21 protein-coding genes and 1 pseudogene are annotated in these 26,845 nt (G+C 69.9%); 12 read left to right on the plus strand and 10 right to left on the minus strand.

The features are described from left to right. Positions 1–672, minus strand: a complete 672-nt coding sequence (locus STRTU_RS03450; RefSeq protein ID WP_159742169.1) for a HEAT repeat domain-containing protein — start codon at positions 670–672, stop codon at positions 1–3. Positions 673–894: 222 nt separating this feature from the next. Here STRTU_RS03450 and STRTU_RS03455 point away from each other — a divergent pair, with 222 nt between their 5' ends. The 8 genes from STRTU_RS03455 to STRTU_RS03490 all read left to right on the plus strand — a co-directional run bounded on the left by STRTU_RS03455 (position 895) and on the right by STRTU_RS03490 (position 8,593). After that, positions 895–1,659: a YqjF family protein gene (locus STRTU_RS03455; RefSeq protein WP_159742170.1), complete on the plus strand. Its 765-nt coding sequence runs from the start codon at positions 895–897 to the stop codon at positions 1,657–1,659. 252 nt (positions 1,660–1,911) lie between these two features. Then, positions 1,912–2,211, plus strand: a complete 300-nt coding sequence (locus STRTU_RS03460; protein ID WP_159742171.1) for a Dabb family protein — start codon at positions 1,912–1,914, stop codon at positions 2,209–2,211. Between the two features lie 46 nt (positions 2,212–2,257). After that, positions 2,258–3,283 (plus strand): DMT family transporter, encoded by a 1,026-nt coding sequence (locus tag STRTU_RS03465; protein WP_218039288.1) that lies wholly within the window; start codon positions 2,258–2,260, stop codon positions 3,281–3,283. 98 nt (positions 3,284–3,381) lie between these two features. Further along, entirely contained in the window at positions 3,382–3,804 is a 423-nt protein-coding gene (locus STRTU_RS03470; RefSeq protein ID WP_159742172.1) for a DUF2000 domain-containing protein, read from the plus strand. A gap of 449 nt (positions 3,805–4,253) precedes the next feature. Further along, a complete protein-coding gene (locus STRTU_RS03475; RefSeq protein ID WP_159742173.1) occupies positions 4,254–5,678 on the plus strand; it encodes a phenylacetate--CoA ligase family protein in 1,425 nt (474 codons plus the stop codon). Further along, complete coding sequence (locus tag STRTU_RS03480) at positions 5,675–6,811, plus strand: aminotransferase class IV (protein WP_218039289.1); 1,137 nt, start codon at positions 5,675–5,677, stop codon at positions 6,809–6,811. The genes STRTU_RS03475 and STRTU_RS03480 overlap by 4 nt, the downstream gene beginning before the upstream one ends. 76 nt (positions 6,812–6,887) lie before the next feature. Then, a complete protein-coding gene (locus STRTU_RS03485) occupies positions 6,888–7,583 on the plus strand; it encodes a type 2 periplasmic-binding domain-containing protein (RefSeq protein ID WP_246240089.1) in 696 nt (231 codons plus the stop codon). 5 nt (positions 7,584–7,588) lie between these two features. Then, positions 7,589–8,593 (plus strand): ornithine cyclodeaminase family protein, encoded by a 1,005-nt coding sequence (locus STRTU_RS03490; protein WP_159742174.1) that lies wholly within the window; start codon positions 7,589–7,591, stop codon positions 8,591–8,593. 130 nt (positions 8,594–8,723) lie between these two features. Here STRTU_RS03490 and STRTU_RS03495 read toward each other — a convergent pair whose 3' ends face one another. Continuing rightward, complete coding sequence (locus STRTU_RS03495; RefSeq protein WP_159742175.1) at positions 8,724–9,659, minus strand: AraC family transcriptional regulator; 936 nt, start codon at positions 9,657–9,659, stop codon at positions 8,724–8,726. A gap of 130 nt (positions 9,660–9,789) precedes the next feature. Here STRTU_RS03495 and STRTU_RS03500 point away from each other — a divergent pair, with 130 nt between their 5' ends. Further along, positions 9,790–10,068, plus strand: a complete 279-nt coding sequence (locus STRTU_RS03500; RefSeq protein ID WP_159742176.1) for a hypothetical protein — start codon at positions 9,790–9,792, stop codon at positions 10,066–10,068. Between the two features lie 24 nt (positions 10,069–10,092). Then, a complete protein-coding gene (locus STRTU_RS03505) occupies positions 10,093–11,010 on the plus strand; it encodes an SDR family oxidoreductase (RefSeq protein WP_159742177.1) in 918 nt (305 codons plus the stop codon). A gap of 215 nt (positions 11,011–11,225) precedes the next feature. Here STRTU_RS03505 and STRTU_RS03510 read toward each other — a convergent pair whose 3' ends face one another. Both STRTU_RS03510 and STRTU_RS03515 read right to left on the minus strand, forming a co-directional pair. Further along, positions 11,226–12,392: a hypothetical protein gene (locus STRTU_RS03510; protein WP_159742178.1), complete on the minus strand. Its 1,167-nt coding sequence runs from the start codon at positions 12,390–12,392 to the stop codon at positions 11,226–11,228. Positions 12,393–12,552: 160 nt separating this feature from the next. Further along, a pseudogene (locus STRTU_RS03515) lies at positions 12,553–12,651 on the minus strand (IS481 family transposase); the annotation flags it as partial. Between the two features lie 134 nt (positions 12,652–12,785). Here STRTU_RS03515 and STRTU_RS03520 point away from each other — a divergent pair. Further along, positions 12,786–13,790 carry a zinc-dependent alcohol dehydrogenase gene (locus STRTU_RS03520; RefSeq protein ID WP_159742179.1) on the plus strand — a complete coding sequence of 335 codons (1,005 nt, stop codon included), beginning with the start codon at positions 12,786–12,788 and terminating at the stop codon, positions 13,788–13,790. A gap of 270 nt (positions 13,791–14,060) precedes the next feature. Here the strand turns inward: STRTU_RS03520 and STRTU_RS03525 are convergent, their stop codons facing one another. After that, positions 14,061–15,245, minus strand: coding sequence for an epoxide hydrolase family protein (locus tag STRTU_RS03525; protein WP_159742180.1), 1,185 nt, complete (start codon positions 15,243–15,245; stop codon positions 14,061–14,063). After that, positions 15,242–16,660 (minus strand): MFS transporter, encoded by a 1,419-nt coding sequence (locus tag STRTU_RS03530; RefSeq protein WP_159742181.1) that lies wholly within the window; start codon positions 16,658–16,660, stop codon positions 15,242–15,244. Before STRTU_RS03530 ends, STRTU_RS03525 begins: the two co-directional genes overlap by 4 nt. A 72-nt stretch (positions 16,661–16,732) precedes the next feature. Between STRTU_RS03530 and STRTU_RS03535 the strand changes: the two genes are divergently transcribed. Further along, the gene (locus tag STRTU_RS03535) at positions 16,733–17,740 is read left to right on the plus strand and encodes a GlxA family transcriptional regulator (RefSeq protein WP_159742182.1); all 1,008 of its coding nucleotides are present in this window, start codon (positions 16,733–16,735) and stop codon (positions 17,738–17,740) included. 53 nt (positions 17,741–17,793) lie between these two features. Here STRTU_RS03535 and STRTU_RS03540 read toward each other — a convergent pair whose 3' ends face one another. Genes STRTU_RS03540 through STRTU_RS03555 form a run of 4 tightly spaced genes read right to left on the minus strand, consistent with a single transcriptional unit; the run spans position 17,794 to position 26,776 of the window. After that, on the minus strand, positions 17,794–18,570 hold the full coding sequence (locus STRTU_RS03540) for a thioesterase II family protein (protein ID WP_159742183.1): 777 nt from the start codon (positions 18,568–18,570) through the stop codon (positions 17,794–17,796). Positions 18,571–18,581: 11 nt separating this feature from the next. Continuing rightward, a complete protein-coding gene (locus STRTU_RS03545) occupies positions 18,582–19,775 on the minus strand; it encodes an acyl-CoA dehydrogenase family protein (protein ID WP_159742184.1) in 1,194 nt (397 codons plus the stop codon). 12 nt (positions 19,776–19,787) lie between these two features. Continuing rightward, on the minus strand, positions 19,788–20,222 hold the full coding sequence (locus STRTU_RS03550) for a DUF3291 domain-containing protein (RefSeq protein ID WP_159742185.1): 435 nt from the start codon (positions 20,220–20,222) through the stop codon (positions 19,788–19,790). Further along, on the minus strand, positions 20,219–26,776 hold the full coding sequence (locus tag STRTU_RS03555) for a type I polyketide synthase (RefSeq protein ID WP_159742186.1): 6,558 nt from the start codon (positions 26,774–26,776) through the stop codon (positions 20,219–20,221). Before STRTU_RS03555 ends, STRTU_RS03550 begins: the two co-directional genes overlap by 4 nt. Between the last annotated feature and the right edge of the window lie 69 nt (positions 26,777–26,845).

Here is a 26,845-nt window from a genome sequence, read left to right on the forward strand (position 1 = left end):
CTACCCTCCCGCCTGGCCGGACCCGCCGAGGGCCACGACGCGCTTCGCCTCGTCGATCGCGAACTCGAATCCGGTGTCCGGGTCGCGCAGCAGCCGTTGGGTGGCGAGCGCGTGCGCCCGCACGCGCTCGCCGGGGGCCGTCGTCGCCGCATGCAGTGCCGGCAGAATCACTTCCCCCAGCGCGACCAGCGCCCGGCTGAGACTCAGCTGGGTCTCCCGCTCACCGCGCCCGAGCTGCGTCGCCAGCACCGCGGCCAAGGCGGACTCCTCGCCTTCCGGCACGAGCACGACCGCGGCCCGCCAGGCGCTCCGCGCCACCTCGTCATCGGCGTCGGCCAACAGCGCCCGGGTAATCGCCGGCCACGCCTGCCGGTCCCCGATCTTGGACAGCGTGTGCAGCGCCTGGCTCCGTGCCTGCGCACGCTCCGAGCGGACTTCGCGGACCAGCGCGGGGAGCGTCATGGACACCGGGTGGCGGGTGAGCGCCCAGGTCAGCATGTCGCGGACCAAGAACTCGGGCTCGATCGCGCATCGTTCGATGAGCGTGTCGACGAAGCGCGGGTCAGGTGTCGTGCCGACCGCCAGAGCAGCCCGCAGGCGTACGGACGAACGGTCGTCCTCCAGCCCCTGAAGCGCTCGTATCCCATCCGTGTTCTCTCGCGTGATCGTCATCGAGACCACCTCCTCGGCAAGCAGTGAAGACCTTGTCATCGTGTCAAGGTCAAACAGGGCCCGCTGTGCGATCGGTCGCCCGGTCCCACGCACACTCAGGCGGCCTCACCTGGCTGTACGACGTCACCTGGCAAGGCCCCACCCTGGGCGCCGCTCACGGGGACGACGTCCCGTACGCCTTCGGCAACGCGACCAGCTGTAGAGGTGTGCGAGGCTGACGTGATGTCGCTCTCTCCTGCCCCTGCGGAGCCGATAACGCCCGATCCGGTGCGCGAGGTTCCGGACACCCTGCTCACCCAGTCCTGGCTCGACCTGTCGTTCCTGCACTGGGCCGCCGACCCTGCGGACGTGGCGCCGCTGCTGCCGGCCGGGACCGTGCCGGACACCTACGACGGGCTCACCTACATCGGCCTGGTGGCGTTCCAGATGCACCGGGTGGGCTGGTTCAGGGTGCCGGGTATCCCGTACCTCGGCACCTTTCCGGAGACCAACGTGCGGCTCTACTCGGTGGACCGGCACGGCCGACGCGGCGTGGTGTTCCGCTCGTTGGAGGCATCGCGACTGCTGCCGGTGGCCGTCGCCCGCAGTGCCTTCCGGATGCCCTACATGTGGGCCAAGATGGCGATCCACCGTGACGCGGACACCATCAGTTACACCAGCAGCCGACGCTGGCCGGGTCCGCGCGGGGCGCGCTGCCGGATCGCGGTGCGCATCGGCGAGCGGATCGAGGAGCCTACCGCCCTCGAACACTTCCTGACCGCCCGCTGGGGCATGCACAACGCCTTCTTCGGCCGACCGGTGTATCTGCCCAATATCCACCCGCGCTGGCCGCTGCACCGGGCCGAACTCCTTCACTGTGAGGATGAGTTGGTGACCGCCGCCGGGCTGCCGTCGCCGGTCGGCCCGCCGGTGAGCGTGCTGTACTCCCCCGGTGTGCCGGTTCGCTTCGGCCGCCCTGCCCGTCCGGGCGGTCTGCCCACCCCCTGAGCCCGCCGGGGCACGGCCCCCCCGGCAGGTCCCGTGCTCGCCCGTCCGTCCGGCATAACTCCGTGTCGTTTCAGGCGTGTTGGGCTTGCGTTACCGGCGGTTAGTAGCCATTCGCGCAAGGACATGCCGGACTATTGGGCCCCTATCAGAAGTCCATGTCTCAGATGGTGGTCGCGCGTTGACGTCGATCCCTCACGCGGACTTTCATGATCGGCATGCGGCAAACCGCACCTGAGAATGCCGTGAGGGGAAATGCTTCGTCACGTCGTATTATTCAAATTAAATCCCGGGGTGGACTGGGATGACCCACGTGTACAACGAGCGGAGGCCGCCACCAGGAACCACCCGCGGCACATAGCAGAAATTCTGTCGTGGGAGTGCGGGCGAAACACTGCCGACCGCCCGATCGCCTATGACTTCGCGCTCTGCGGCACCTTTTCCGACGCGGACGCCGTGAACAGGTATCTCCGGCATCCCGACCACGTCAGCGGGGTCGACCTGTGGCGTGCCATTGCGACCTGGGTCGTCGTCGACTACGAGGTCGCCGCATGAGCGCACAGAACGCGAAGCTCCTGCGCCGCCCGGTACGGGAGGCACCATGCCGGACGGAATGAACACGCAGCGGCCCCCCTGGGGTTCGATCCTTGCCATTCTTGGTGCGGCACTGATCTGGAGCACCTCCTTCGCCGTCACCAAAGTGCTGCTCGGCCAGCTTCCGCCCTTGACGATCGGCGCGATCCGGTTCACCGCCGCCGCTCTTGTCCTGAGCGTGCTCGTCCGCCTGCAGAGCGGCTGGCGGCCCCCGCCGCGCCGCACCGTGGTGAGGATGCTGTGCGCGGGCTTGCTCGGTATCACCGCGTACTTCGGCCTGGAGAACGTCGGGGTCGATTTCGCCACCGCGGCCGACGCCGCAGTGATCGTTGCGGCCTTTCCCGTCATCACCTTGATCACCGAGATTCTGCTGGGTCAGGGAAGAGCCACCGTCAGCCGGATCGCCGGAATGCTGCTGGCCATGGCGGGCGTCTGGCTGATCGTGCGGCAGAGCGCCGAATCCAGCGCCCCGCACCGACTGCTCGGCGATGTCATCCTGCTGGCGGCCGGCGTGGCCTGGGCCGCGTACAACATCGCGGCCAGCCGATCAGGCAAGGGCCACAGCCCCCTGACGAACACGTACTACCAAACCCTCGCCGGCGCCTTCGGCTTCCTGGTCCTCTGCCCCCTGGAATGGCGGTCGTGGCGGATGCCCGATGCGGCAGGAGTGGGGATGCTCGCCTTCCTGGCGATCATGTGCTCGGTCGTGGCGTTCTTCCTCTACAACCACGGCCTGCGCAAAGTCCCTTCCAGTACCGCAGTCAACCTGCTCAACCTCGTCCCCGTCTTCGGGCTGATCTCCGCCGCCGCCATCAGCCGGGAACCGGTCGGGTGGATCGAGGTCGTGGGCTGCGCCGTGGTCATCGCGGCCGTCGTCCTGGGCGCGGGGTACGGCCTCCCCACCCGCAGAGGAAGAAACCGCACCGCCGCCGCGTCCCCGGCCGAGCCACCACAGGCCGTCCCGGAACCCGCCGCCGCCTCCGCCCCCCGCGCCGCCCGCGAGTCCGCCTACGGGGAGAACTCGGACAGATAGGGCTTTGCCGGAAGGCTGCACCCACCCGGGGTGTGATGTGCAGGCGCGCCATCCCGCCCTACCGATATTCACGGAACGCGAGAAAAGCAAGGAACCGCATGAAACGAGATCTCACTTCCAGCAAGTGCGTCATTGTCGTCAACGGCGAACTGCCGACCGGCCTGATCCTCAATGCCGCCTCGGTCGCCTCTCTCACGCTGGGACAGCAGGTACCCGAATTGATCGGGACCGATGTCAAGGACGCCGACGGTGACGTACATCTGGGCATCACCTTCATTCCGGTGCCGATCCTCAAGTCCACTGCCGAGGACATCGCCCGGATCCGCCGCGAGGCCGCCGCTGATCCGGAGGCCGTCGTCGTCGGATTCAGTGACCTGGCTCAATCCTGTCGTACCTACGACGAATACGGCGAGCGCATGGCGACGACGTCGGCCGAGGAACTCACCTATGCCTCGGTGGGAATCTTCGGCACCAAGAAAATGGTCAACCGGCTCACCGGAAGCCTCCCCCTGATGCGCTGATCCTCCCCGTGTCGCGCGCTACGCCACACGAACCCTGATCGGTCTGCTTTCTGACCGGCGTTCCCCGGAAAACCTCCCCGGTGGTCTCCACGAACGCCCGCCGCTCCGGAGGCCGTCACGGTGTCCACCGCTCCGTGACGGCCGGCACGCGGGAAGGTGCCCCAGGCATTCCCCACCCGGACAATGGCGCCCGGGACTTCCCGCGGTCTTCGGCAGGGCAGCAGGCGAACCGGGAACGGCGGGACAGCGGTGTCCCCGCCGCCCTGGACGTCTGCCCCGCCGCCCCTCGCAGGAACGACATCAACGCACTCCCTTCTGCCGAGTGCGATAACCGCCCTGCCCGCGACTTCGCGGCATTCCTTTTCCCTCGCCCCACCTCTCCCCTCCCCTTTCCCCTGCAGCACGGCCGTGCCGTGTCGCACGAGCATGCCCTCACAGGAGTACCTGTCGTGTTCACCATTTTCGACGACGAGACCGATGCGTTCGCCCGCAAGACCCTCCGCGACCACCGTCGTTTCGACGCGGGCGAATGGACCCCCGAGGAACTGCGTGCCCATCAGCTGGAGCAGCTCCGCACCACCCTGCGCTACGTCACCAAGAACTCGCCCTTCTACGCCCAGCACTTGACCGGCCTGGACGAGTCCTCCCTTGAGGCTCTCTCGTGGGAGTCCGTCACCGATCTCCCGTTCACCACCAAGGACGACCTGCGCACCCAGCTGCACGCCATGCTGTCGCAGCCGCTCGACCGGGCCTGGGTGTTCTACGAGACCACCGGCACCACGGGCCGCTCCACCCCCTGCCCCCGGGACAACACCGACAGCATCGTCAACAACACGGCGCTGACGGTCTGCTACGACCACGTCTTCCGGGCCCACGGCAGCGGGCACATGGTGGGTGTCATGGGCCCCAACGAGCTTCATTCGACCGGTGACACCTTCGGGGACATCAGCCGCAACCTCGGACACGCCCACGCCAAGATGTGGCCCCACTCCCCGGTGGTCGGCTTCACCCGGGCCCTGGAGGTGCTGAGGGAAATCGAGGTCACCGCGGTCTTCTGCGCCCCCAACGTCGCGCTGTCCCTGGCCAAGCAGGCTGCCGCCGCCGGCCTTGACCCCCGTCGCGACTTCGGCATCCGCTTCTTCATGCTCACCGGCGAACTGGCCACCCCCGGCCTGCTGGACATGATCGGCCGCGCATGGGGAGCGACGGCCTACAACTGCTTGTACGCCTCCCAGGAGGCATCCATCCTCGGGGCCGTGCACGGCGACGGACGCCTCCGGACGGTGCCGCTGAACGTCCTGTACGAGGTCATCGACCCCGTCACCACCCAGCCGGCGCCCGCGGACGCGCACGGACGCCGTGAGGGCGAACTGGTCATCACCCACCTCTACCAGGGCAGCAAGCCACTGGTCCGCTACCGGACCGGCGATCTGGTCGCCCTGGAACCGGCCGCCGGAGCCGGCTACCCCTCGGAATACCTGCTGCCGCTGGGCCGCGTCCGCGATGTGATCGACCTCAACGGAAACCGGGTCACCGCCTACGACTTGGAGGACTCACTGCTGCCGCGCGCCGAGGGCGTCCTGGACTACCAGCTGGTGATCGACCGGACCGATGACGGCACCGACACCCTCGCCATCCAGTTGCACACGGCCGAGGGCATCACCCTCACCGACGACCGCACCGAGGCGCTGAAGCGGCTGGCCCAGGAACGCTGGGGCTGCCCCTTCACCGTCTCCTACGGAGAGCTGGGCGGCATCACGACCACCGGCGCCATGGTGAGCTGGAAGGCGGCCCGGGTTCACGACCGCCGCTCCTCGCTCGACTCCGAGCGGCAGATCGCCCTCGGCATGGCCGGCGGGAGGTCGGGCCAGTGACCACGGCGTCCCCCACTCCGCCGGACGGCGCCCGCACGCCCGCGGACGGCGGCACCGCGCCCGCACCGGAGGCCCCCGCCCCCACGCCCGCCCCGCCCAAGTCCCCCTGGATCTTCCATCAGGGCGAGTTCATCCGCGCCGGCGACCTGTACATGGGCCCCGGCCTCCAGGGCCTGCACTACGGCACCGGGGTGTTCGAGGGCATCCGTTCCTACGCCGTGCCCGACCCCGGCACGCCGTCCGCTCCGCGCTCCGGCGGCCCGGAAACCTCCGGACCGGACGACGACCGCGACGCACGAGCCGCTGCCGGCACCTACCTCTTCCAGGCCGCGGAACACTATGCGCGACTGCACCGTTCGTGCCGCCTCATGCGTCTGGACCTTCCCCACTCCGTATCGGAACTCGTCGACATCACCGCCGAGTTGCTGCGTCGAAACGAGCTGAACGGCCACGCCTACATCAGGCCCGTCGTGCACAAACTCGCGCTGCGGCCCGGCACGCCGTTCGGAGTGCGGCTCAGCGGTGTCTCGACGGCGCTGACCATCATGGCGATGCCGATGGGCGCCTATGTCTCCCGCGACGGGATCAGCTGCGGGGTGTCCTCGTGGCGGCGGATTCCGGACAGCTCGCTCCCCGTGAACGCCAAGGTGACCGGCGGCTACGCCAACAACGCACTGGCCGTGGACGAGGCTTCGGCCGCGGGCTACGACGACGCCATCATGCTGAACCAGCGTGGTGAGGTGGCCGAGGCGAGCACCGCGAACATTTTCGTGGTCCGCGACGGCCAGGTCGCCACCCCGCATCTCGGCGCCGACATCCTCCCCGGCCTCACCCGCGCCGCCGTCATCGACCTGCTGGCGTCCGAGGGCGGGCCGCGGACCGCCGAACGGACCGTGCTGCGCTCCGAACTGCACATGGCGGACGAGGTGTTCCTCACCGGGACGGGGTGCCAGGTCGTGCCGGTGGTCACCATCGACGGCCGCCCGGTCGGTGACGGCGTCCCCGGCCCGGTGACCCGGCTCGTCCAGGAGCTCCACCACCGAGCGACGTCGGGGCAGCTGCCGGCCTACCGCCACCTCAACCATCCGGTCGTCTTCCGCTCCGACCGGGCGGGCACCGGCACACGCCCGTGACCCGGCAGAGCCCACCCGCACCCCGCTTTCCGATGCCTGCATCCACACCCTTCACCTCACCGTTTCAGGGGGACCCATGTCTTCAACGATCGCCGAAGCACCTCACGGCATTACCGACACCGCTCTCTCCCGGCTCGCCCGCACCGGCGCCCTGACCATCGCCTCCCTGGGCCCGGCCGGCACCAGCAGCGAACAGGCCTCGCGGTACCTGGCGGGCCATCTGCTCTCCCACGGCCACGAATCGGCCCGGGTGCGGCTGTGCGGCCGCTATGAGGAGGCCGGTGACCTGCTGTCCTCGGGCAAGGCCGACCTCGCGGTGGTCGCCAACGCGTATGCGCACATCGACCGCTTCTATATGAACCCGCAGTTCCGGCTGGCGGCCGTCTTCGTCAAGGACACCCCGTTCTACGGCATAGCCCGCGCCGCGCGGACGCCCGACGCCGCGCCCGAACCCGTTGCCGGCCCGCCGGGGAAGACTCCGGTACGGATCGCCACCCACCCCGCCCCGCGCTTCCTGGTGGAGGAACTGCTGCCCGACTCCTACGAGGTGAGCGAGCTGATGCTGGTGGACTCCACCAGTGCCGCGGCGGCCGCGGTGGCTTCCGGGGAGGTCCCGCTCGCGCTGACCACCGCGCCCGCGGCCCGGCTGCACAACCTCGACTTCGTCTCGCCGACCCGCCCGATCCGGATGGTCTGGTCCGCCTTCACCCGCGCCGACCTGCTGACCGGCCCGGCCGCGACCATCGGCCGGCCTGTCGGCCGCGGGTGGTGAGCCCGATGCGCAGCGAAGTGCCCGAGCTGCTGTCCGAACAACAGGTCCGGGACCATCTCCCGCCGTCCACCGCGATCTCCGCCATGCGGGAGATCATGACCGCCGTCTCGGCGGGCGAGGTCATCCAGCCCGTACGGACCGTGCTGCGCGGGGCCCCCGCCCCGGGAGCCCCGACCGGCGCACCGGCTGCCCTCTTCGGCTCCATGCCCGCCCAGATCCCCGTCGCCGGGGAGCGCTGGTTCGGCATCAAGTCCGTCGTCGTGAACAAGGAGAACCCACGCCGCGGCCTGCCGTCGCACGTGGGCACGGTCACGGTGTTCTCCCCCGACACCGGGCTGCCCCTGGCCGTCCTTCCCGCGAGCGTCCTCACCGAACTGCGCACGGCAGCGGTCTCCGCCGTCGCCACCGACGCCCTGGCCGCCCCCGACGCCCGCGTCCTCGCCGTCCTCGGCGCGGGCGACCAGGCCTACGCGCACCTGGCCCCGCAGCTGGCGGTCCGGCCCTTCGAACGGATCACGGTGTGGAACCGCACCCCCGAGAAGGCCGCCGCGCTCGCACACTGGGCCCGGACCACCCTCGGGGTCGAGGCCGTCCCGTGCGCCTCGCTCCACGAAGCCACACGTGGGGCGCAGGTCATCTGCACCACCACCGCTTCCTCCAGGCCCTTCCTGGAACCGGCCGCGGTGGACGAAGGTACCCATATCAATGCGGTGGGCGCCTGTCAGCCGGGGGCGCGCGAGCTGGCATCCGAGCTGGTCGCCGCCTCTGCCGTCTTCCTGGACGAGCACGCGGCAGCCATGGCCGAGGCGTCCGAACTGCTCGAACCCGGCAAGGAGGGCCTGCTCGACCCCGCCCGCCATCCCCGCGGCGAACTCGGTGCAGTACTGGGCGGCACGGTGCCCGGCCGCACCGGCGGCGACGAGATCACCGCCTACCTGTCGTTGGGCCTGGCCGCACAGGACGTGGCGGCAGCGGTGGCCGTCGTACGGAGCGCGCTGGCCGGGAGGTAGCACTCCCGGGCTCCGTGATCGCCCGCTGTGCATCCGGTGCGCTGCCCCTCTCTCACGAGGTGGGGCGGCGCACCGGTTGCGCGGGAGGCCGGAGGCGACGCGACGTACCCGACCCGGATCCCGCTGCGCTTCAGGCCGGTTTGAGCGCCTGGCGGTAAGCCCCCGGGGTGGTGTCGAACGCGCGGCGGAAGGCCAGGTGGAAGCCGACGTTGCTCTGGTAGCCGACCCGGGCCGGGATGTCGCACAGGGCCACCGATCCGTCCGAGAGCAACGCGCGGGCCTCCTGGAGTCGACGTGCCGTCAGATGACGGGCGGGCGAATCGCCGACGAGTGCCCGGAAGGTCTCGGAGAACACGGAGCGCGACATGCCCGCCTCGCGGGCCAGGGTCTCGACCGTCCAGGGGCGGGCGTAGTCCCGGTAGATCGCCACCAGGGACGCGCTGATGCCGGGGTGGCGCAGGGCCTGGAGAGCGGGGGAGAGTTCCGTGAGCCGTTCCAGGGCGGTGCGCAGGGCCAGGACGAAGACCATTTCGAAGGCGCGCAGGACGACCAGTCCTGAGCCGGGGGACGTGCGCGCGATCTCCGAGTCGAGGGACCGCAGGGTGCCGTGCAGCAGCGGTTCCTCGGTGAGCACGTCCCGGCGCAGCACGATCACCCGGGGCAGGGCCCGGTAGAGCGCCGGCTCGGCCGTTCCGTCGTAGTGCAGGCTCGCGCAGAGCATTTCGGTGTCGGACGGTTCGCCGCCGATCGTCACCACGTCCGAGGAACCGGGTGTGCGTTCCGGCAGTACGGATGTCAACGGCCGGGCCGACACCGCGTCCGGACGGTTGGCGAAGGTGTGCGCGGTGCCGTAGGGGAAGACCGCGAGATCGCCCGCACCCAGGCGGATGGGCGGCGAGCCGTCGCGGAAGTCGACAAAGCACTCGCTGCTCAGCATGTAGTGCAGCACCGCGCAGGAGTCGTCCTCCCCCTGGACGCCCCATTCGCCGCCGGCCTGCCACCGGCTGTAGAAGATGTCGCTGAGCCGCAGAGGCCGCAGCAGCTCACTCAGCACATCATCAGGCACGGACGATCCTTAAACCAGAACGGTCATTCGTTCATTGATCGTAGCCCCCAACGTATCGGACAGTTGTGCCGAGCTGTCCCAGGAGTTGCTGTACGGGACAGCTCAGAGGTCCAAACAGGGGGACTCGTCGATGGGACCACAGATGGGGCTCGCCTCCGGACTGGTCAACACCAGCCAGCAGTTCGGCTCCGTGGTCGGCCTGTCCCTGCTGTCCGGTGTGGCGGCCGCCCGTACCGAAGTGGCCTCCGGGTCGCGTGACGTCGCACTGACCGAGGGGTTCAGCGCCGCGTTCCTGGCCGGCGCCGCCCTCGCTCTGGTGGCGGCCCTGCTCACGCTGCGGCTGGCCGTACCGGCCGCGCCCGCCCCCGCGGAGGGGCCGGGTGACGCCCGATGCCGCGCGGATGAGTAAAGAACGCAGAGAGGCAGACGACACATGAGTGAGGACCAGCCGAAGCGGTACCTGGTCACCGGGGCCAACGGCTTCCAGGGCGGGGCCGTTGCCCGGCTGCTCTCCGGGCGCGGGCACGAGGTGCGTGGCCTGGTACGCGACACCGACCGGCCGGCCGACGACGAAGGGCGCGCCTGGACCCCGGTCCGGGGCGACCTCGGCAGCGCCGAGGACCTGCGCCGCGCCTTCGAGAGCGTCACGCACGCGGTGGTGACCCTGCCGCTCGTCTACGAAGCGGACAGCGTGCTCGCCTATGCACGCAACATCGCCGAGGCCGCCCGCGAGGCCGGGGTGAGCCGCCTGGTCTACAACGTCAACACACCGCTGCCGGAGGGGCGTACCGGCCGTGCGGGCTTCGAGACCCGGCGCCTCGCCGAGCAGGTGCTCTTCGACAGCGGGCTGCCCACGGTGTCGGTCCGGCCTCCCGTCTACCTCGACAACCTCTTCAGCCCGTGGAACGGCCCGGCGCTCGTCAACGACGGTGTTCTGGCCTACCCGTTGCCCGTCGGACAGCGGGTGGCCTGGATGTCGCACGCGGACCTGGCACAGGTGCTCGCCGCGGCGACGGAAGCCGAAGGGGTCGTGGGCCGGGCGGTGGACGTCGGCGGCGCCGACGTACTGACCGGCACCGAGCTGGCAGCGGCGTTCGCCAACGCGCTGGGACGCGAGGTCCGCTACCTCCCGCTCGGCGTCGAAGACTTCGAGGCCGGTCTCGGCCAGTTGCTCGGCGCGGAGTCGGCCGCGGGCGTGGCCGGTATCTACCATCACGTCGCGGCCGGCGACCAGGATCTGCTGGCAGCCGAACCCGCGACGACGGAGCGCGTCTTCGGCGTACAACTGACGTCCACGGTCGAATGGATCAAGACGCAGAACTGGGACATCTGGTCGGGCCGCACGGCCTGACACGCGTCCGGCGGGCAGGCAGGCACCGGGAGCGTCCTGAAGGTCTTGAATCGCGCCACGTTTACCCCTCTTCGAATCATGTGAATCACGGGGGATGAATCATGATGAACTTCGGTGGCTCCGCGCTGCCTTGGACAGGCGACTCACGACCGCGGGGCGCACCGGTAGCCGTGGTGCGCCCGCCGGGGATCACCGGACAGCCCTCAAGGAACAAGCTAAGGCCGCCCGGAAGGCTGAGGGGAGGTTGTGTCGGAGCTCTCCGCTCGGCTCACGGCCACCCGCAGCGTCAGGGCAGCCGCGGATCCTGCCACCAGGCCGCAGGTCAGGGCGGCAGGGACGCCGTTACCGATGTCAGCGGACAGATGAAGCAGGTCCCGGCGCAGGCCCGAGCCCGCCCCGTCCACCGCCATCCTCAGCAGCTGGCTCGCCAGCAACGCGAGGACGGTCGCGCAGACTGCGGCAGCCGCCATCGCGGGGACAGTGGCTCGGGTGAGCAGTCCGGGCAGTCGGCGCAGTGCCCACCACACCACGGCGAGCAGCAGCACGTCGGCGGCGCGATACAGGAGCCAGTCACCGAGGGGCGCAGCCCCGGGGCCCGCCCAGGCGCCGAGCAGCAGCCACTGGCGTAGGAGGTCGCCCGGTTCGGCGAATAGACCGATGCTCGGCGAGACCTGCTGGAGGGCGGCGGCGACCGGCTGGTACGAGAGGACGACCAGGGAGAATGCGATCACGGCGGTTCCGACGGAGGCGGCCAGGCGGGCGGCGCGAGCCGGGACGACCTCGTGCGGCAGCGGATCGGCCCCCTTGGCAGCGACTCGCGCTGCGAGCACCGTCACCACTGCCGCGACCAGCGCGGTCACTACCAATACCTGCCGCCCGGAGGAGATGACGCCCGCCAGGTGAGGCAGGAAACGGTAGCCCCCGCGCCCTCCCGAGGCGATCAGCCACGGTGCGGAGACGGTCACCGCCAGGGTCCCGGCTACCAGGCCCCAGGCCCATATGGCGAGCAGCGCGGCCGGCATCCGGCCGCGCACCGGCGGCAGCCTGCGGACCAGGAGCAGTGCACCAGGTAGGAAAAAGGCGAAGACCGCGCCGAACCGGATCTGCAGTGCGGTGGAATACAGCGCGCGGTAGCTGGTGCCGACGACCCCGGCCGCTCCCCCGATCCCGCCGGACACCTCGGTACCGAACTGGACCGAGGTCGGAGGGTCGTACGACCAGGGGGTGAGCCAGCGCTCCAGCTCGGCGGCGGTCTGGCTGTCGAGCATGCCGGTGGCGCCTGGCAGGTGCAGTGCGTGCGCGCTTGCCCCCGCCCACCACAGAAGGGCCGTGAGCAGCAGCCCGCCAGCCAGTGCCGGTAACACCGCGCGCCGGTATGTCATGACTTTCCCCCGCCTTGGTCGTCTATCCGCTCAATCCCAACGCAGGGCAGATTACGGGGCGTTCATCACATACGGATCACGGCTGAGCAGGGAAGCCGAGCTGGTTGTCCGTCAGATCCACTTTTCCCAAGGTGAGTTGACCTTCGGCGACAGCATGGTCGCCGCTCCGGGCGGCCAGTCGCAGTGGTCCGATCCGATGCTCACGTCGCAGACGGAGCACCTGTTCCTCCACCACGGCGGACGTGCGGCGAGGCTGGTGAGGTACCGCCAACTCCTGCGTCGGTGAACGGCAGTACCACGCCCAGGAGTTGGCGTGAAGACGACCTCAGCGAACTGTCTGAGATTCGATCACCTGTATGCACAACATCCCCCTCCCCTCATACAGTTAATCGAATGCAGATAGCGAGACTCCATGGAATAACGGATCTGCGAGTGGCTCATGAGCCCGAGCCAGAGGCGGGTGCCGGAGAAACCCTGGTACGGGTGACCGCGGTCGGGATCTGCGGATCGGACCTGCACTGGTACGAGGACGGCGCGATCGGCGATGCGAAACTGGAGCGGCCGCTGGTGCCAGGGCACGAGGGCGCCGGCGTGATCACGTCCGGGCCGCGGCGCGGGGAGCGGGTCGCCATCGACCCCGCGATCCCCTGCGAGACGTGCCGGACCTGTAGGGAGGGGCGCCAAAACCTGTGCTACAACATCCGGTTCTCCGGCCACGGCGTGACGGACGGGATGCTGCGCGAGGTCATGCCGTGGCCCTCGCACCGGCTACACCCACTGCCTGACACGGTGTCGGACGTGGCCGGCGCGATGCTGGAGCCGCTGGGCGTCGCGCTGTGGTCACTGGACCTGGGACGTGTACCGTTCGGCGGCACGGTGGCGGTTGTGGGCTGTGGCCCGGTCGGTCTGCTGCTGATCCAGCTGCTACGGGCGGCCGGAGTGTCCCACCTGATCGCCGTCGAACCGCTCATGCACCGCCGCGAGGCCGCCGCCAAGTGGGGCGCCGACGAGGTCCTCGACCCATATCCGTCAGCCGAAACCGCGACCGGTCCCGACTTCTCCGCGTGCGGCGTTGATGTCGCTTTCGAGATGGTCGGGAATGACGACGGAGTGCGGATCGCCATGGAGGCCGTTCGGCCCGGCGGGCGCGTGGTGCTCGGCGGCATCCCAGGCTCGGACAAGACGACGTTCCGCGCCTCGCTCGCGCGTGGCAAGGAGCTGGAGATCGCCATGGTGCGCCGAATGGGCGAGGTCTACCCACGCACCATCGACCTGGCCGCGCGCGGCGTGGTGGCGCTCGACCCCTTGGTAACGTCCCAAATGCCGCTGGCCGAGAGCGCTGCCGCGTTCACGGCCGCCCAGCGCCGCACCGGACTGAAGGTCGTCATCACACCCTGACCGCCTCGGCGGGCCGGGCACGTCACGACCACCGTGACGTGCCCGGCCCGAGTCCGCTTGGTGTTGCCTCAGTCCTCGGGATTCTCACGCAGTTAGGCCGGCACCAGCCGGGCATATACGTTCGGCGGGAAGATCAAGTGGAAGAGGCCCCACCGCCGGGGTGCTGGCCAGTTCGAAGCGCAGCGCCGACCGACCGACCGGGGAGGTGGTCGGTGGCGCCGTCGTCCGAGGACGATGTCCATCGCTCTTCGGAGTGTCTCCGGCTCTTCGTCAGCGGAACGCGCGGAACGCGGCCCGCACCTCGCTCAGCAGCTTGGCCGGCTGTTCCAGGGAGGGGAAGTGCCCGCCGGCGTCGAGCTCGTTCCAGTACCGCAGGCCGGCGTACTCGGCCTCGGCCAGGCGGCGGGACGGCCGGTAGTAATCCGCCGGGAAGACGGAGCAGCCGGTCGGCACCGGGATGGGCTCCGGCCGGCCACCAAGGGCGCCGAAGCTCTCCCAGTAGAGGCGGGCGGCCGACGCCCCGGTGCCGGGCAGCCAGTACATCAGGACGTTGTCGAGCAGCTCGTCGTTACTGAAGACGGCAGCGGGGTCACCGTCACAGTCGCTCCACTCCTCGAACTTCTCGGTGAGCCAGGCAGCCAGCGCGACAGGCGAGTCGGTAAGGCCGTAGCCGATGCTCTGCGGGCGGGTCGCTTGCACGGCGGCGTACGCCGATCCCTGAGCGCGGTGCCGGGCGAGCCGTTCCAGTGCTGAACGCTCCTGCTCGGTGAGGTCGGCGAGGATCTCGGGGCTCTCCGGCGGGGAGAACGGAACCATCGTCAGGTGGATGCCGATCAGGTTCTCCGGATGCCGCCGACCGAGCTCCATGGTGATCCGGGCGCCCCAGTCGCCGCCCTGGGCGCCGTAGCTCGGGTAGCCGAGCCTGCCCATCAGCCGGTCCCAGGCATCGGCGATCCGCTCGGTGCCCCAGCCGGCCCGGTCCGGCTTGCCGCTGAACCCGAACCCCGGCAGCGAGGGGCAGACGACGTGGAAAGCGTCGGCCGGATCGCCGCCGAATGCGACCGGATCGACCAGTGGGCCGATGACCTTATGGAACTCGACGACCGAACTGGGCCAGCCGTGCGTGATCAGCAGCGGCGTGGCGTCCGGGTACGGTGAACGGACGTGGACAAAGTGGATCCCGAGCCCATCGATCTCCGTGATGAACTGCGGGAACCGGTTCAGCCGCCCTTCGGCCGCCGACCAGTCGTACTCCTCCAGCCAGTAACGGCACAACTCACGGACGAAGGTCAGCCGGGTGCCCTGCGACCAGTCGCCGACGGTCTCGGGCTCGGGCCAGCGGGTCCGGCTCAGCCGCTCCCGCACGTCGGCCACGACGGCTTCCGGGATGCTGACCCGGAACGGGACCACGGACTCTGGCAACGCGGTCGTCGGGACGGTCGTGCATGCGATCATGGGCCGGCTGCTCCTTCGGGGGACTTGGTGGTGTCGCCCGCGGTAATCCCGCGGAACCAGGCGCTGATCACGGTCGAGGCCAGCGCGGCCCCACACATGGCCAGCCAGGCGACCCGGAAACCGTGCAGTGTCTGGTGTCCGAGGATCGCGGTGAGGACCGCGATGCCGAGGGCCGAGGCGATCTGCCGCGACATCATGAGCACCGCAGTGGCCAGCGACGTCTGACTCGGCGGCAGGGCTGCCGCCGAACCGAACAGCGGTGGCTGCAGCAGTGCGGTGCTGACACCGGCGAGGATCGCGCCGGGCACGAAGACGAAGAGGTACTGCGGCCGGTCCGTTACGGTCAGCGCCCACCAACCGCAGGCGGCCGCGAGAGTCAGCCCGCCGAGCATGGCCGAGGTCCGCGCACCGACACGCGCCACGATCCGACCGGAGAGGAGCGCCGTCGCCATGGTGCTGGCGGGCATCGGAGCGATACCCAGCGCCGCATCCACGACGGAGTAGTGCCAGTGGCCGGTGAAGAAGAGCGTGGCTGCCAGGATCATCGCGGCGAACGCCAGGTAGTAGAGGAACACCCCGCTGACGGCGACGCTGAACAGCCGGTTCCGGAAGAGGTCGAAGCTGATCACCGGGTCGGAGGCCCGGCGCAGATGTCGCACCGTCAGCATGCCGCACAGGGCGGTCGCCAGGGCGGCTCCGAGGATGGCCGCGGAACCGTACCCCCAGACGGGTGCCTGGGTGAAGACGGTGGTCAGGCCGGCCACGGTGGCCAGGACCAGCACCGCCCCCGGGAGGTCCAAGCGCGTGCGTTGGCCCCGCGCGGTCGCTGGGAGCTCACGCCGACCGACCAGCACGGCGAGCACCACGACGGGAACGTTGATCAGGAAGATCCAGCGCCACCCGGCATTCAGCAGGAGCCCGCCGGCTACCGGGCCGCTGCCGGCGCCGACCGCGGCGACCGCGGTCCAGATGCCCATCACGGCAGGGTGTTCGCGCGGGGGGAACGCCGGCAGCGCAAGGCCGAGCGAAGTGGGGATCAGGATGGCGCCCGCCACGGCCTGCACGACCCGCGCGGCCACCAATATGCTGAGCGCCGGGGAGAGGGCGCAGCCCACCGAAGCCGCTCCGAACAAGACCATCCCGAACAGAAACGCGGGCTTGCGGCCGATGTTGTCGGCCAGTCGCCCCGCCGGGACCAGCATGGCCGCGAGCACGATCGTGTAGGCGTTGAGGACCCAGGTGACCTCCGACAGGCTGGCGCCGTGGAAGGATCGCTCAAGCGCCGGAAACGCCGCATTGACCGCGAACAGGTCGAGAATGGCAAGGAATTGGGCGGCCGAGGCGACCGCCAGGATCCGCCACCGCCGGACGTCGGCCCGGGTGTCGGTAGGGGGTTGGGAGATGTGCGCTGTCACGTCAAGTCACCGTACCGAGCGGATTCGGCGATCACGAGTGGCATGTTTGCCACCGGACGCTAGTTTTGTGCCATGACCAGACTTCCGGGCACTCTGGCGGTGCTGCTGCTGGATCAGCAGGCCGCGATCGAGGTCGCGCTCGCCTGCCAGGCATTCGGCACCCCACCGCGCAACCACACCGCCGACTGGTACGACCTGCGGCTGTGCGCCGTCGGCGGCGCGGGCGAACCGGTGCCGCTGCGTGCCTGGTTCGACCACGCCGGACCGGCCGGCCCGTTCGAGTTGCGGGCCACCCACGGGCTCGACGACCTGGTGCCCGCGGACACGGTGATCGTTCCCGGAAGCGGGGACGTGCACGGCGACCCGTCGGCCCCGGTGCTGGCGGCACTGCGCGCCGCGCATGCGCGGGGCGCCAGGATGGTATCGCTCTGCTCGGGCTCCTTCGTACTCGCCGCAGCCGGGATCCTGGACGGACGCGCGGCCACCAGTCACTGGGAGCACGCGCCCCTTCTGGCCCGCCGGTTCCCGGCGGTGAAGGTGGACCCGAACATCCTCTACACCCACGATCCCGACGTGCTCACCAGCGCCGGCCTGATGGCCGGGATCGACCTGTGCCTGCACCTCATCCGGGAGGACCTCGGGTCCGAGACCGCCAATGCCGTGGCCCGCCGGATGATCGTCCCGCCGCACCGCTCCGGTGGCCAGGCTCAGTACATGGAGTCGCCGATGTCGGTGCCGCACAGCGGCTCCGCCCTGGGGGAGGTGCTGGAGTGGGCGATGGCCCAGCTGGACCAGCCGATCGGTGTCGGGGGCATCGCCGCCCGGGCCGGGGTGTCCGTGCGCACCCTGATCCGCCGGTTCCATGCGGAGTTGGGCACCACCCCCAGCCGCTGGCTGCTCACCCAACGGTTGGCTCGGGCCCGGGAGTTGCTGGAGAGCACCGATCTGCCGGTCGGACTGGTCGCCGAGCGCAGCGGCCTGGGCACCGCGCCCAACCTGCGCACTCACTTCGCTCGCGAATTCGGCCTCTCCCCCACCAGGTACCGCCATGAATACAACCCCTCCCCTGACGTCCGTTGACGGTGCGGAGGCCAACGCCGAGGTGCGCCTCCGCGGAGATCCTTCGGGACCCCCTAGCCGCACTCGCCGACTGCGAGGAGATCGATGAGCCGCTCCTGCACCGGCGTGGGACGGGCGAAGAGGTAGTTATGGCCGCCCGGCCAGGACTCCACCTCGCAGCTGCTCGATGTGAGCTTCGACCAGGCCATCAGCTCGCCCTCGGCCATCAAGTCGCGGTCCCCGAGCCATGCGGTGACCGGGCAGTCCAAGACCACTCCGGAAGGAACCGGCAGCTCCGCGGAGAGCGCTAGGTCCGCGAACCAGCGTCGGGTCAGCGGTTCCTGGATCTCCGCGGGCAGGCGCCGCCACTCCTCGACGTCCATCCCACTCAGGGGGGCGAGCTGCGCCAGGTCGATCCGGACGGGCCGTCCGCCCGGGAACACCCGGGAGAAGCGGCTCTCGCTCGGGTCCGGCCGATACGAGCTGACGATCAGTCGCCTCAGGTCCCTGGTCGCAGCCAGCCAGGTGGCGAGGTGCGTGCCCACCAGACCGCCCATGCTGTGGCCCAGTACGAAGTACGGCAGATCCGGCAGTCTGTCCCTCACCTGCGAGAAATTGTCGCGCAGCTGATCGAGCGTCCACTCGGGTGGCTCCGCGTAGCGGTCTTCCCGCCCTGGCGGCTGCACCAGGAGCAGGTCCACCTGAGAGGGCAGCCACTGCGTCCACGTCCAGTACGCGGCGGCGCCACCGCCGGCCGGGGGCACGCAGACCAGACATGCCTCGCCCGGCCCGGCTCCGGAGGACACGTACTGGAACCACGGCGACAACTTGTTGAGCGACCTCTGGCCCATTGCCCGCTACCTCAAATCCTGCGATCGGAAGGGAGCACGAACCGTCGGAAGACGAGTTCGCGCAGTACGTCGTCACCGGCCTCGACAATGGTGACGGCTCTGATATCCCGGAGGTATTTGGATATCGGCATGTCGTTCGTGTATCCCAGACCGCCGAACATCTCCGATCCCACCGTGGCGATCTGCCAACCGGTCTGACCGCAGAACATCTTGGCCGTCAGCGCCGAACGCAGCGCACCACGCTGGAGGAATTCACGCGCCGGGTCAGGCATCGCCATGACCTCGTCGTAGTCGCGCGCCGCCGCGAGGCACTGGTTGCGCATGACCTCGATCTGCATCTCCATCTGGCCGATCTTGCCTGCGAAAACCGCGTTCTCGATGAGCTTGTGGCCGGCCAGTGGTTTAGCGATCGCGTATTCCAGGCAGAGGTCGCGGATCCGCCGGGCGACGCCGAGTGCGATGGCCCCGATCAGGATCCGGCTGGAGTTGAGGCCGACCTCGATGATCTTCAAACCGGGGCCGTCCAGCACGTTCGCGCTCGGCACCGCGCAGTCGGTGAACTCCACCTGGTAAGTGCCTGCCGATCGCAGGCCGATCATGTCCCAGCGCTTGACCACCTCGACGCCCGGGGTGCCGCGCGGCACCAGCACCGCGTGGTAAGAGGCCACCCCCTTCGCCCCGGCCGACTTGGCGAACACCACGAGGTAGTCGGCAAAGCCGGAGTTGGTCGAGAACATCTTCTCGCCATTGAGCACCACGTCGTCGCCGCGCCTGGTCAGCGTAGTGGTCAGGTTGATCAACTCGCTCCCGGCCGCGCGCTCGCTGCCGAGCGCCGACGCGTAGCCGGGCTCACGGGTCATCGCCGTGAGGTAGCGCTCCTTCAGCTCCTGCGATCCGTACAGCTGGACCATCGAGCTACCGAGGATGGAGATCAGCAGCGTGAAGGCCGACCCGGCGTCGGCGTAGGCGAGTTCCGAGACAATGTCGACGCTGTCGGCCAGGCTCAGGCCGGCGCCGCCGTACTCGGTGGGGAGCCACCAGTTCATCAGTCCGAGCTTGTGCAGCGGCCGGTACAGCTCCAGTGGCGGCTCCGCTCCCGAATCGAACTCCGCGTCGTGTCCGAGAAGAGTGCTCTGTGCGAACTCGCGGAACGTCCGCAGCGCCTCGGCCGACGAAAGCGCGGGTGACTGGACATCAGGATGCATCGGTCGTTCCTCTCAGGACACCGGCGGCTGGAACATGCGCCGGAAGGTGAAGGCTTCCGGGGTCGGCCCCTTGGCGTTGAGCATCTCTAGCCGGGCCATGCTTTCGTTGACGTCAGGCAGGGTGCCGGCGGGCAGCCACCACAGCACCGACGGCGCGCTGCGCGGCGGCTTGAACCAAGTGCGGCGCATCCTCAGTGACTCGGCGTGATCGCCGCGGTAGGTGAAGTCCCGCAGCGACTCCATGGACTCCCACACCGAGATGTTCAGCATGTACGGGTCCTCGGGAAGGTCAAACAGGGACTCCAGCCGGAAGACGAAGCCCGGTGCCTTGCGCGCGAGGGCGTCGATCTCCAGGGCCAGCTCGTGGAAGCCGGCCAGGGTCTCCGACTTCAGCGAATCGACGGCGTACAAGATGTTCGCCTGGGCCAGATGGTATTGGTCGCTCATCGCCTGAAAACCTCCTGGGGGTTAGGCAGGTAGCCGGTCTCGACGAAGTAGTCGATGGTGGCAGCGAGCACCTCGGCGGTCACCGGGGGGCAGGAGACCTCGACGGTCGCGAGTGCCTCAAGGGTGGCTGCGGACTCGAAGGTCAAGTTGCCGAGGCCGTCAGAGTTCAGGAAATTCTCGGAGAAGGCAGGGAGCACCGGGTGAGCCGCGTTGTCCGGGGCACCGCGCACCATGTCGGCCCACAGCCCCGAAGGGAGCTCGGACAGCGAGTAGCCATGGGCGGTGAGGGCGGCGATGACAGCGGCGAACGGCACCCGATCCGGGTTGGACAGATGGAACGTCCCGCCGAGCGACTGCCCCTCGCAGGCCAGGCCCGCGATGGCCGCCGCCGCGTAGTCGATCGGGATGATGTCGCTGGTCAGCTCAGTCGCGGGCGCCACGCCCAGCTGGACGCAGCCCTTGACGACACGCCAGAGCACATCGTCCTCGTGGCACGCCCCCGTCCCGTGGTGGCCGAACAGTCGGGAGGGCCGATACGTCGAGACCGGCAGGCCGCGCTCGCGCGCGATCGCCACCAACCCCTCCGCGACCCACATGCCCCGGTCGTGATCGTCCGTCAGGGCGGCTCCCGGCCCGGTGCGCGAGTCCTCGGCCAGCGCCTGCCCGTCCGGGCTCCGCTCCCCGAAGACGGCGAGCGTCGAGACATGGTGCACCGGCACCGTCCGGTGGCGCGCGGCCATCCGCAGCACCTCCGCGGTTCCGCTGGAACTCGCGGACCCGGGCTCCTCGGAGAGATCCAGCGCGTCGGCGGCGCCGCAGTGGAATACGCCGTCCACCGTCTCGGCCAGCGCGTCGAACTGATCCGGCGTCAGGCCGAGCCGCGGCTGGGCGAGGTCGCCGGGCACTGGGACCAGCCGCTCGGTCAGGTCGTCGTCCCGGAGCCGGTAGCCGCGCAGCGTGTCCCGCAGCAGTGCCACGCCCTGCCCGGCGTCGGCCGCCTCGACCAGGCAGTGCACGGTGGCCGAGGTCCGATCGAGGAGTTCGCGCAGCAGGAAGGCGCCGAGGAAACCCGTGGCACCAGTGACGAACAGGTGCTCGGACTCCGCCAAGGCGGCGGGGGCGGTGGTTGCGGCGGGGACGATGTCCTTGGCCAGCAACAGCTGTGCCGAGCCCTCCTGCTCTGGCGGCGCCACGGTCGTCTCGTCCTCGTCGGCCAGGATGGCGGCGATGCGTGCGGCCAGCCCGTCGGGCGTCGGGGTCTGATACACGGCGTTGGCCGACAGGTGGCCGGTCAGGCCGAGCAGGTGCACGAGCCGATTGCGCAGTTCAAGCGAGGCCAGGGAGTCGAAGCCGAGCGCCATCAGCGGCAGGTCGGGGTCGACGTCGGCGGCCGAGGCCAGATTCGCGACCTCTGCGGCGTGCTGGGTGATGATCCGGATCAGCTCGGCGTGGCGTTGCGCGGCGGGCAGGCCGGTGAGGAACTCGCGCAGACTCTCGCGGTCCTCGGCGCCACTGTCCGCCTGCACCGCGCTCCTGGCCGTGCGCCACCGCGGCGTATCCCGGACCATGTCGCGCAGCATCGCCGGGATCAGCCGGGCGTCGAGGGCCCGGGTCACTTGGATGCGGCAAAGGATGGCGAGCGGGCTATCGGCGGCCCGGGCCGCGTCGAACAGCGCGCTGCCGTCCTGGGAGTCCAGCGGCAGCAGGCCCCAGCGGGCGAGCCGGGCGTGGTCCACCTCGGTCAGGCCTCCGGTCATGCCGGTGCCGAGCTCCCACGGTCCCCAGGCCAGCGAGCTGCCCGGCAGCCCCTGCGCCCGGCGGTGGTGCACCAGGGCGTCGAGGAAGGTGTTGCCCGCCGCGTAGTTGCCCTGCCCCGGCGTGCCGAGGACGCCCGCCACCGAGGAGTACATGATGAAGGCGGACAGTTCGCTGTCCCGGGTCAGCAGGTGCAGGTTGACCGCGCCGTCCACCTTGGCCCGCATGACGCGCTCGACCTGGTCTTCGGTGAGCGTGTCGATGGTGCCGTCGGCGAGCAGGCCGGCCGCGTGGACCACGGCCCCGAGCGGGCGGTCGGCGGGGATGGCGGCCAGCAACGCGGCGACCGCGTCATAGTCGGCGACGTCGCACGCCACGACCTCGGCGGAGGCCCCGAGTTCGGCCAGCTCCGCGACGAGTGCGCGGACCCCGGGGGCGCTCTCGCCGCGCCGGCCGGCCAGCAGCAGGTGCCGGATACCGTGCTGCTTCACCAGGTGCCGCGCGAGCAGACCGCCGAGTCCGCCGGTTCCGCCAGTGATCAGCACGGTCCGGTCCGGTCCGGCCAGCGGCGTGGCCGCCGCCTCGGTGCGCAGCGGGCCGATCCGCGGTGTGCTCAGGTGGCCGCCACGGATCGCGACCTGATCCTCCGCCGTCTGCAGGGCCAGTGGCAGCGCGGCGGCAGAGGCCGGGTCGTCGTCGAGGTCCACCAGGACGAACCGGCCCGGGTACTCGCCCTGGGCCGTTCGGACCAGGCCCCAGACCGAGGCGCCGGCCAGATCAGCCACGTCCTCTTCGGGGGCCGTGCCGATCGCTCGGTGGGTGATCACCGCGAGCCGGGTCGGGGAATCCCCGGTGGCGGCCAGCCACTCCCGCATACCGGCCAGCGTTCGCCGGACGGCATCCGTGGCCGAGCGGGCCAGGCCGGCCGCCACCGCGCGGTCGTCAGTGCCCGCGGGGTCGGCATCCGGGGAAACGTCGAGCAGCGTCAGAGCGGGCCGGTCGGCGGCCGCGGCGGCGTCCGCAGCGGCGGAGAATTCGACTCCGGCCTCGGTGAGCAGGCGGCACAGGGCGTCCCCGTCGGAGACGAGCACCCGCAGCCCCCCGTCCGGCAGGGCGGCGTCGGCCGGAGCAGCCAGAGAGGTCCAGCGGACCGCGGAGAGTGAGCGCGCCGTCCCCTGCAGCTCAGACCCGGCGGGCCGGAACGTCAGCGACTCGATCCGACCGACGGCGTTTCCGGTGTCGTCGGCGAGTTCGATGCTGAACTCGTCGTCGCCCGCCGGCCTGATCCGTGCGCGGATCGCAGTGGCTCCGACGGCGTACAGACCAACCCCGGTCCAGGCGAACGGCAGGACGGCTTCGTCCTTGAGCGCGTTCCGGTCGTCCATCGCGGCGAGGCAGCCGTGTAACACGGCGTCGGCAAGGGCGGGGTGCAGGCCGAACTGCTCGGCGCCCTGCGCGACGTCGGCGGGCAGGTGGACCTCTGCGAAGTACTCCTCGCCGCGCCTCCACAGCTGGCTCAGGCCGCGGAAGGCTGGGCCGTACGACAGCCCGGCGCGTTCCGCCCGGTCGTATACGGCCACCACATCCATCGGTTCGGCGCCGGCCGGCGGCCACTCGGCGGTCCCAGTACCCGGCGGCTCCCAGGTCGAGGACAACACACCGGTGGCGTGGCGGGTCCACTCGCCGATGCCTCCACGTCGGGAGTGCAGGCTAACGCGGCGTCGCCCTTCCTCGTCCACGGTGTCGACAGCAAGCTGGAGTTGGACGGTGTCGTCGTCGGACAGCAGCAGCGGGGCTTCGAGGACCAGCTCGTCCACCCATTCGGTGCCCACCTGCTCCCCGGCCCGCAGTGCGAGATCCAGCAGGGCGGTGCCCGGAAGGACCACCTCCTCGCCGACGGCGTGGTCCACCAGCCACGGGTGTTCGTCCAGCGCCAGCCGGGCGGTAAACAAGTGCCCGCCCGACTCCGCGAGTTGCACGCCGGCGCCGATGAACGGGTGCATGGGGCGCTCAAGTCCGGCCGCGGTCAGATCGGTCAGCGCGGTGCGCGGCGGCTCGGTGAGCCAGTAGTGCCGGCGTTGGAAGGCGTAGGTGGGCAAGGGGATGCGGCGGGGCCGGGTCGGGGCGAGGTAGGCGCCCCAGTCCACCGGGACACCGTGGACGTGGGCCTGAGCCAGCGAAGTCGCCAACCGCAGCGGACCACCGTCCTCACGCCACAAAGTGCCGATCACCGCAGCCCCGCCACCTGCGGCCTCAACCGTGCCCTCCAGACCGAAAGCCAGCACCGGATGCGGACTGACCTCGATGAAGACATGGTGACCGGCCTCCAGCAAATGACGCGAGGCCGCCTCGAACTCCACCGGCCGACGCAAGTTCTGCCACCAGTAATCCGCACCGAGTTCCTCATGCTCCACCGGCTTGCCGGTCACAGTGGAAACCATCGGCACCGAACCAGCCCTCGGCCGGATACCGTCCAACACCTCCAACAACTCATCCCTGACCGAATCGACCCGGCTGCTGTGCGAGGCATAGTCCACCTTGACCATCCGGGCACGGACCCCGGCCGCCTCACACTCGACCCGCAGCTCATCCACCGCTTGCCGCTCCCCCGAAACCGTCACCGACTCCGGGCTGTTGACCGCGGCCACCTCCACCCGCCCCTCCCAACGAGCCACCCACTCACGGGCCCGAGCCGCACTCAACGACACAGACATCATCGCCCCACCCCCCGCCAGCGGCACCAGCATCTGACTCCGCCGCGCCACCACCCGCGCACCGTCATCCAACGACAGCGCACCAGCCACCACAGCCGCCGCGATCTCCCCCTGCGAGTGACCAACCACAGCCGCCGGCTCAACACCACACTCCCGCCACACCCGCGCCAACGACACCATCACCGCCCACAACACCGGCTGCACCACATCCACCCGCTCCAGCCCCGGCGCCCCCACCACACCGGCCAACACCTCCCGCAGCGACCACGGCACAAACCGGCCCAAAGCCTCCTCACACTCCGCCAAAGACCGAGCAAACACCGGCGAAGACTCCGCAAGCTCCCTCGCCATCCCCACCCACTGACCACCCTGCCCAGGAAAGACAAACACCGGCCGCGCCTGCGCCCACGCCCTGCCCCGCACCACCAGCGCAGCCGACTCCCCACGCGAGAGCGACACCAACCCAGAAACCAGCTCCTCACGCCCCGAACCCAACACCACCGCCCGCTCCTCAAACTGCGAACGCGTCACCGCCAGCGAATACCCCACATCCTGCGGCCGCTCATCCCCCACCACCCCCAACAAAGCCTCCGCCTGCCCACGCACCGCCGCCTCACCACGCCCCGAAACCACCCACGGCACCACCGAAGGCACCACCAAAGGCACCGCCGAAGACCCATCAACCGCACTGGAAGAATCGACCATCTCCGAGACAGCGTCAGGACTCTCCTCAACAATCACATGCGCATTCGTCCCAGAGATCCCGAACGAGGACACACCACACCGCCGCACCCGCTCACCACCCGGCCACGGCACCGACTTCGCCAACGGCAGCACACCACTGCCATCCCAGTCCACATGACGCGACGGCGACGAAAAATGCACCAACCCCGGCAACACCCCATGCCGCAACGCCATCACCATCTTGATCACACCCGCCACACCAGCCGCCGCCTGCGCATGACCAATATTCGACTTCACACTCCCCACCCACAACGGCCGCTCAACCGGACGCTCACCCCCATAAGCAGCGATCAGGGCGCCCGCCTCGATGGGGTCACCGAGCGAGGTGCCGGTCCCGTGCGCTTCCACCGCGTCCACCTCGGCGGGCGACAGGCCGGAGGCCCGTAAGGCGTCGACGATGACCCGCTGCTGTGACGGCCCGTTAGGCGCCGTCAGGCCGTTGCTCGCGCCGTCGGAGTTGACCGCGGAGCCGCGGATCACAGCGAGCACCTGGTGGCCCTTCGCCCGTGCGTCCGACAGCCGCTCCAGGAGCAGGAGCCCGACGCCCTCGCCCCATCCGGCCCCGTCCGCGTCGTCGGAGAAGCACCTGGACCGGCCATCCGGCGACAGCACGCCCTGCCGTGACATCTCGGTGATCACCCGCGGGTGACCCATCACGGTCGCACCGCCCGCCAGCGCCATCGAGCACTCGCCGCGGCGCAGCGACTCGGCCGCCGTATGCATCGCGACGAGCGAGGAGGAGCAGGCCGTGTCGATCGTGATCGCCGGTCCCTGCAGGCCCATCGTGTAGGCGATCCGGCCAGAGGCGACACTGCCGAGCTCGCCGGTCAACAGGTAGCCCTCAGCGTCGCTCGGCGGGGACTGCAGCGGGTTGCTGTAGTCCTGGTAGATCACCCCGGTGAAGACGCCGGTGCGGCTGCCGCTGAGGGTGGCTGGGTCGATGGCGGCCCGCTCCATGCACTCCCAGGCGCATTCGAGCAGCAGCCGCTGCTGAGGGTTGATGGCAGCCGCCTCGCGCGGCGTGATCCCGAAGAAACCCGCGTCGAAGTAGGCGCCTTCGTGTAAGAATCCGCCCTCGCGCACATGGGTCGTGCCGGGGTGGTCCGGATCGGGGTGATGGAGGCTGTCGGTGTCCCAGCCGCGGTCGGTGGGGAACGGCCCAATGGCGTCGCCGCCAGCCGCCACCAGCTCCCAGAGGTCCTCCGGCGACATCACGCCGCCGGGGAACCTGCACGACATTCCGATGATCGCGATCGGCTCGGTCCTCTGCGCCTTGAGCCGTTCGTTCTCCCTCAACGACTCGCGTAGTGCCTCGACCAACTCGTCAACCGACGTATCCAATGTTCTCCCCTAAACATGAGCGATAACAGTGAGCAATCCCCGGAGGGGCAGCCGACCGCCGATGGGCCG

The organism is Streptomyces tubercidicus (assembly GCF_027497495.1).
Taxonomy (GTDB): domain Bacteria; phylum Actinomycetota; class Actinomycetes; order Streptomycetales; family Streptomycetaceae; genus Streptomyces; species Streptomyces tubercidicus.